Raw genomic sequence first — 6,897 nt, forward strand, 5'->3', positions numbered from 1 at the left:
CGCGGGGCGGTACCCGAACGGGGTGCGGCGGACCGGAGTCCACCGCACCCCGTCATCTGCTGGCGGCGCGGGCCGACAGGAGTCAGGAGAGCGGCTTGGCCCCGCGCTCCTTGAGCATGTCGGTGATCAGGTCGATCTCGGCCCGCTGCCCGTTGACCATGGTCTGGGCGAGCCGCTTCTCCACCGGGTTGGTGCTCATGTCGAGGTAGCCCTGGGCCATCTCGATCCCGCCCTTGTGGTGCTCGGCCATCAGCTGGAGGTAGTACACCTCGGCGTCCCGCCCGCTGAGCCCGCGCAGCTTGTCGAGCTCGGTGTTGGTGGCCATGCCGGGCATCAGCGAACCGTCGTGCGCGGTGTAGGCGTGGTCCATCTTCATCCACGCCATGGGCTTGGCGGCCGAGCTCTGCGTCAGCCCCCACTGGTCGAGCCAGCCCATCAGCATGCCGCGCTGGTTGGCCTGGGTGTTGATGATGTCGAAGGCGAGGTTGCGGACGGCGGTGTCCTGGGTGCGGTCCCGGACGATGAACGACATGTCGATCGCCTGCTGGTGGTGGGTCGCCATGTCGCGGGCGAACCCGGCCTCGGGCGAGTCGGTGGCAGGCGCGCTGGCCACCGTCTCCGAGGCGGACGAACCCCCGGCCATCAGCGCCGGGACCCCCAGTCCGAGCGCCACGGCGGCGGCCAGCGCGGCCGGCCACCACATCCGCCGCCTGCGCGGCCCGGCGGGCCCCTCGATGCTGTCGAGCGACTCCACGGTTTCCACGGGTTCCACGGTTTCCTCCAGCTGAGGAGCGTCGTCCACGGTCACGTTCCCTGCCCCGCCCTCGGTGCCGGCGCCGGTGCCGGTCACTGGGCGGTGCTGCACGACGCCCCCGGCTCCTGGGTCTGCGGGCCCTGCACGTACTTGGTGAAGAACTCGTCCACGCGCGGGTCGTCCGCGCTGTCCAGGACCAGCTGGGTGCCCCAGGCGGTGAGCGTGATGGTGCCCTTCTCGTCCGGGTAGGGGCTCATCAGCGAGTACGGGGTCGCCTTCACCTTGGCCGACAGCGTCTTGAGGTCGGCGGCGGACGCCTTGGCGTTGTAGGTGACCCAGACCGCACCGTGCTCCAGCGAGTGGACCGCGTTCTCGTTCTCGAGCGGCTTGTCGTAGACCGTGCCCATGCAGTTGGCCCAGACCGGGTTGTGGTCGCCGCCGACCGGCGGGGTCTGCGGGTAGTTGACCTTGGTGGTCACGTGGTTGCGGGACAGGTTGCCGAAGGTCTTCACGCCTTCGATCGGGGCCTTCGAGGCGGCGGTCTTGGCGTCCTGCTTCGACTTGGCGTCCAGCGCGACCCACGCGCCGACACCGATCATCGAGGCCACCAGCACGCTCGCCGCGCCGATCGCGATGAACTTGTTGCGGCGGTCGCGGCGCTGCTCCTGGGCCCGGAGCTCGGCGATCCGGGCCCGCCGGTCGGTCGCCCCGGCCTTGCCCGTCGCTCCCTGGTGGTTGCCCGGCTTGTTCGACTGCTTCGATGCGGAACCCATGGGAAGTGTCCTTGTCCCCGCCGCGTGTCGGAACACGGCGGTATGCGGTGTGGTGGGGATGGCGGAGCCGTCGGCCGTCCGCAGCGCGGTGCGGGCCGACGGTGGGTTCCGCTAGGACCGGTGAACCTGAAGCACGTGGAGGTCGGGTGCGTGGTCGGGCCCGACCAGCGCGACGAAGGGTGCCGGGCGGGGCAGCGCCCTGGGCGCGACCGACTGGGTCGGCACGGCGGTCGCGGGCTGCGGCGGCGCGTTCGGCAGCTGGGACTCCTGGCCGCAGAACGGGTGGTTGGAGCAGCCGCTCCCGGGTAGCGGGTGATCGCCGTCGACCGAGCACCAGGTCAGCGGCAGGCCGTCGTCCACCGGCAGGCCGTACAGGGCGTGCGCGGCGGTGTCGTGGGCGGCGGCGCTCAGAGCGCGGGCGCCTGTGCCGACGTTGCCCGTGCCGGTGCCCACGCGGGCGCCGCCCGTGCCGGTGGCGCGCGTGCCGAGGTCGGGAGCGCGGGTGGCCGGGGATGCTGCGGCCGGTGCACCGGAGTACCGGACGGCGAGCCGCAGGGCGGTGATCGGCGGGACGGCGACCGGCGGGGCGGTGGTGTGCGCGGCCGTGTGCGGGACGGGCACTGCCAAGGTCACGGTGGTGACCGGAGCGGGCTCGGGCCTCTCCGTCACGGCCTGGGCGCGGCCCGCGCAGGGCAGCAGGGCCAGCAGGCCGACCAGCAGCAGCACCAAGAGCGCGCCTGCCGGGCGGTCGGCGGCGCCGGCCCTCCCCGGCTGCGGTGCGGTGGCTCCCGGCGCGGTCATGCGCACATATTAATCAGCCGAAGGAGTGAAGCGATGCCCCTTGCCCGCCTTGATTTTCCAGCTCGGTGGCCGGTAGGCGGTGTCGAATCCTCCCTGGTCGGGGCAGTTCGGGCCAGGTCGGGACCGATCGGGCGCAAAGGTGGCCGGAATGCTGCACCCACCGGGTGACCATTTGTCCACGATTCCCGGACAGCGTCGTTCTCCTTGGGGACAATGACGTCGAGTCCGGCACCCAGCCCGCTCGGCAGACGGCAGCACACGAACGAGGAGCCGCCAGATGAGCAACCAGGGCGCACCCCCGCAGCACCGGCCGGACGACGGCTGGTGGCACGCGGTGTACGCGGGCCCGGCAGGCACCCTGCCGGACGCCCCCGGCACCGGCGTGGACGAGGGCAGCGTCGACGACTGGTTCGACACGGCGGCCGGGATGATCAGCGCCCAGCGCGCGGCCGACCCGCGGGTGGGCACCCGGGCCGCCGTCGGTCCTACCGTCGACGACCTGGCGGCGGACGACCTGCCCGTCGCCGACGCGCTCGTCGCCGACCCCCAGATCGAGGACCCGCCCGCCGGCACCCGGGGATCCGGGCTGCCGACTGCGGAGCGTGCCGACCGGCCGGAGCCGGCCGGTTCCACGGCCACCGTCGAGGACCTGGCCGGGAACGGCCCCCCGCGCCCGGCCGAGGTCAGCATCGACGACTGGTTCGACTCCGCCGTCGGCGTGATCGGTGCTCAGCGTTCGGTCGACCAGCCGGCCACCCCCGGACCGCCACGCGCCGTCCGGCAGTCGCCCGAGGGCGCGGAGGCTGTGCCCGAGACCGAGGCCACGCCCGAGGGCGGGGTCGGGGGCACGGCCGGGGGAGAGGCCGACGCCGAGCCGGTGGGCGCCGCAGCGGAGCCCGCGCCGGGACCGCCCTCGCTGGTCAAGAGCGTCGGTGGCACTGACGACGGTGCCCGGACCGTGCCCGAGACGCGCGACGAACCGGAGGCGTCGGAGGGCCAGCTTCCCCAGCCTGAGCCGCACTCCGCCGCTGAGCCGCGCTCCGCCACGGAACCGGTCACCGCTCCCGAGCCGGTTCCTCCGACTCCTCCAGCTCCTCCGGTGGCCCCCGTCGACACGCCTGGAGATGCACCGGCCAGCGCGTCCGCCGCCGTGCCCGCCGCCGAGTCCTCCGGCACGCCGGCCAGCGCTCTCGCCAGTGCACCCGTCAGTACGTCCGTGAGCGCACCCGCCGATGGCGACGAGGCCGCACCGCGCCCGTCGGTGCCCCGCCAGGTGCACCAGCACCAGCACCAGCACCAGCAGCCGCACCCCGTCCCGCACATCGGCGAACGTCCGCCCACCTACGGTCCCGAGCCCACCACGCTGCCCGCCGCCGATCCGGACGAACTCTCCGCCCTCGCCCCCGACACCGCCATCGACGGTGCGCAGTACGGTTCGGCGACGCTCCGGGCCGTCTCGGTACGCGGTGACTCCGCCCGCTTCCGGGGCGAGCCGCGCCGTGACTCGCTGCTGGTCACCCGGTTCGGCGAGGGTGAGGACGGTCTGCTGCTGGCCGTGCTCGCCACGCCGGGACGCGCCCAGCCGTCCGCCGCCGCGGCCGAGGCGTGCCGTCAGCTCGCCGCCGCGATCGGCCGCAGCCGTGCCGAACTCGCCGCCGACCTGCGGGCCGGCGCCCGCGACCGGCTCCGCTACGGCCTGCAACGCCTCACCGCCCGCGCGGCCGCACCGCTCCGGGTCGACGGGCCGTCGGCTCCGGCGGTGGTCCCCGGCCCCACCGATCCGGCCGCCGGGTCCGGCGCCGGTTCCTTGCACTGCCTGCTGCTCCCGCTGCACCCGGAGGCCAGCCACCGGGCTGCCTTCGGCACCGGGCCCGGCGCCCTGTACCTGCTGCGCTCCGGCCACTGGATCGACGCGTACGGGGCCAGGCTGCTGCACCACCCCGACGGCCGACCGCCCGTACCGCCGCCCTCGGTGGCACCGCCGCGCCCGTTCCGGTTCCGTCTCGTCCCGGCCACTCCGGGCGACATCCTGCTGCTCTGCTCGCCGGGCCTGGCCGAGCCGATCGCCGAGGAACCGGCCGTCGCACACTTCCTGTCCAGCCACTGGGCCCACCCGCACCCGCCGGGCTCGGTCGACTTCCTCCGTCAGGTCCAGGTCCGGGCCAAGGGCCATGACGACGACCGTACGGCGGCGGCCCTCTGGACGGAGTAGCCGCCCTGCGGGCCGGGCCGCGGCCGGGCGGCCGGCTTCAGCGCTCGCGCCCCAGCAGTGCCGCCGCGACGGACGCCACCTGCGCGGCGGCCTCGTCCCGGCCCGCCCCCGGAAGCCCGATCGCGATCGGCACGGCGAAACCGTCGAGGAGTGCGCGGATCTGGACGGCCCGGTCGTGCGCGCAGTCCGTCCCCCCGGTGTCGAACGACCCGTCCGCCGCGCCCTCCTCGATCAGCGCGACCAGGTCGGCCTGCCAGGGCGCCTCGATCTCCAGCTGGCCCTGCCGGATCTCCGCGCTCGACGGTGAGCGGCCCCACACCTCCAGCCACAGGATCCACCGCGGATCCCCGGGCCCCTCGGGCAGGTAGAGCTCCGTGTACGCCGCGAGCCGCGCCCACACGTCCCCGCCGCCCTGGCCGAGCGCGACGCGGCGGCGTACGCCCAGCTGTTCCTCGCTCCAGCGCAGGGTCTCCAGCAGCAACTGGTCCTTGCTGCCGAAGTAGTAGAGGAGATGTCCGGCGCTCATCTGGAGCTGCTTGCCGAGTCCGGCCATGGTCAGCTTCGCGACCCCGTGCTCCGCGATCGCGGCCCGAGCGGCGGCGAACACCTCCTCGCGCGGTCGCGCAGCCCGGCGCGCCCGTGCCTCCGCCATCTGCTCGTCCTCCTCCTGCCCCGCTCCGACCGGCCTCCCACCATAAGGCTTCGGCCACCCGGTACCAGGGGCGGCTGCCCGCCGTCGCCCGGCCGGCCGACCGCGATCCACCTGCACCGATCCACCGGCAACGCGGCATCGCTCACGGGGGCGCGCAGCCGGTCGCGGCGGCGGTGACGATGCGGGGCCGGGTGTCAGCCGGGCAGCCCTGCCGTCCACGGCCCCGGGGTGACGAACCGCCACGGCCCGGCGGTGCGCCGGCGCAGAAGGCGGCCCGCTGCCCGGCGGTCGCCGGAGACCGCCGTCGTTGCCCACGGGGAGCCGTCCCACCCGAGGATGAGTCGAGGCGTCAGGTGGTTGACGTGAGCGGCCCGTGCGGTGCTGCCGCTACAGCGCGGGAGGTGCCGTCGGCCTGTAGGGGTGGACCTGGACGATCTCACGATCTTGGTGAGGCGCTACGCGCCCCTGCTGGTGACCGCTGGGTTCTCCCGGAAGTGTTCGAGGCCAAGCCGCAGTTCGGCGGCCTGGCCTCGAACTGCGTCACGCCTTCGGCTGCTGCTGGGTGATGCAGTGGATGCCGCCGCCGTTGGCGAAGATCTCGCGGGCGTCGACGAGTTCGACCTTGCGGTCGGGGTAGGCCTCGCCGAGGATCGAGGCGGCCTCCTGGTCGCGGGGGTCGTCGAAGGCGCAGAGGATGACGGCGCCGTTGGCGACGTAGTGGTTGATGTAGGAGTAGTCGACCGGCTCGCCGTCCTCGTCGGTCAGGACGGTGGGGGCGGGGAGTTCGATGACCTCCAGCTGACGGCCGGCGGCGTCGGTGGAGGTGCGCAGGACGGCGACGATCTCCTTGCACACCTCGTGGTCGGGGTGGGCCGGGTCGGGCTGGACGTGGGCCACGACGGTGCCGGGGCGGACGAAGGAGGCGACGATGTCGATGTGGCCGCGGGTGCCGAACTCGTCGTAGTCGCGGGTGAGTCCGCGCGGGACCCAGACGGCCTTGGTGGTGCCGAGCTGGGCGTGCAGCTCCGCCTCGACGGCCTCCTTGGTCCAGTCGAAGTTGCGGCCCTCGCCGAGCTGGACGGTCTCGGTGACCAGGACGGTGCCCTCACCGTCGACGTGGATGCCGCCGCCCTCGTTGATCAGCTCGGAGACGAAGCGCCGGACGCCGGTCAGCTCGGTGATCTTCTCGGCGATGTGCTGGTCGTTGTCCCAGCGGGCCCAGGACTGCGCGCCCCAGCCGTTGAACACCCAGTCGGTCGCGGCGACCTCGCCCTTGCCGTCGATCAGGAAGGTGGGGCCGATGTCGCGCATCCAGGCGTCGTCCAGCGGGCGCTCGACCAGCTCGACCTCGGCGGAGACGTAGCGGCGGGCGGCCTCGGTCTCCCCGACGTTGACGATCATCGTGACCGGCTCGTACCGGACGATGGTGTTGGCGACCTTGGCCCAGGCCTCGCGAGCGCCGTGCAGGTGCTCCGGGTTGTCGAAGGTCTGGTTGTCGGTCGGGAACGCCATCCAGGTGCGCTCGTGCGGGTGCCATTCGGCGGGCATCCGGAAACCGAGGGAGGCAGGAGTGGTCATGAGGGGGAGGTCCTAAGTTCGCTGCAGGGGTGGGGTTTTCAGAGGAAGTAGAGGCGGCTGAGGGTGACGGTGTCGGCGGGGGCGGAGCGTAGGGGGGAGCCGTCGAGGGAGACCAGGCCGGTGTCGG

At 73.6% G+C, this 6,897-nt stretch carries 7 protein-coding genes; 1 reads left to right on the forward strand and 6 read right to left on the reverse strand.

What is annotated here, in order from left to right:
* Positions 1–82: 82 nt before the first annotated feature.
* The 3 genes from ACFC1R_RS35050 to ACFC1R_RS35060 form a co-directional block, all read right to left on the reverse strand.
* Positions 83–703, reverse strand: coding sequence for a DUF305 domain-containing protein (locus ACFC1R_RS35050; RefSeq protein ID WP_375945734.1), 621 nt, complete (start codon positions 701–703; stop codon positions 83–85).
* A 143-nt stretch (positions 704–846) separates the two neighbouring features.
* Positions 847–1,527: a DUF3105 domain-containing protein gene (locus tag ACFC1R_RS35055; protein WP_375945722.1), complete on the reverse strand. Its 681-nt coding sequence runs from the start codon at positions 1,525–1,527 to the stop codon at positions 847–849.
* 111 nt (positions 1,528–1,638) lie between these two features.
* Positions 1,639–2,328 (reverse strand): hypothetical protein, encoded by a 690-nt coding sequence (locus ACFC1R_RS35060; protein ID WP_375945724.1) that lies wholly within the window; start codon positions 2,326–2,328, stop codon positions 1,639–1,641.
* A gap of 277 nt (positions 2,329–2,605) precedes the next feature.
* On the opposite strand from ACFC1R_RS35060, the gene ACFC1R_RS35065 reads away from it, so the two are divergent.
* Positions 2,606–4,540: a hypothetical protein gene (locus ACFC1R_RS35065; RefSeq protein WP_375945726.1), complete on the forward strand. Its 1,935-nt coding sequence runs from the start codon at positions 2,606–2,608 to the stop codon at positions 4,538–4,540.
* Positions 4,541–4,577: 37 nt separating this feature from the next.
* On the opposite strand, the gene ACFC1R_RS35070 is transcribed toward ACFC1R_RS35065, so the two are convergent.
* The 3 genes from ACFC1R_RS35070 to ACFC1R_RS35080 form a co-directional block, all read right to left on the reverse strand.
* Complete coding sequence (locus tag ACFC1R_RS35070; protein WP_375945728.1) at positions 4,578–5,192, reverse strand: TetR/AcrR family transcriptional regulator; 615 nt, start codon at positions 5,190–5,192, stop codon at positions 4,578–4,580.
* A 194-nt stretch (positions 5,193–5,386) separates the two neighbouring features.
* Positions 5,387–5,632 (reverse strand): DUF6087 family protein, encoded by a 246-nt coding sequence (locus ACFC1R_RS35075; RefSeq protein ID WP_375945730.1) that lies wholly within the window; start codon positions 5,630–5,632, stop codon positions 5,387–5,389.
* A gap of 100 nt (positions 5,633–5,732) precedes the next feature.
* A complete protein-coding gene (locus tag ACFC1R_RS35080; protein ID WP_375945732.1) occupies positions 5,733–6,770 on the reverse strand; it encodes an agmatine/peptidylarginine deiminase in 1,038 nt (345 codons plus the stop codon).
* Positions 6,771–6,897: the final 127 nt, after the last annotated feature.

The organism is Kitasatospora sp. NPDC056138 (genome assembly GCF_042264695.1).
GTDB lineage: Bacteria > Actinomycetota > Actinomycetes > Streptomycetales > Streptomycetaceae > Kitasatospora.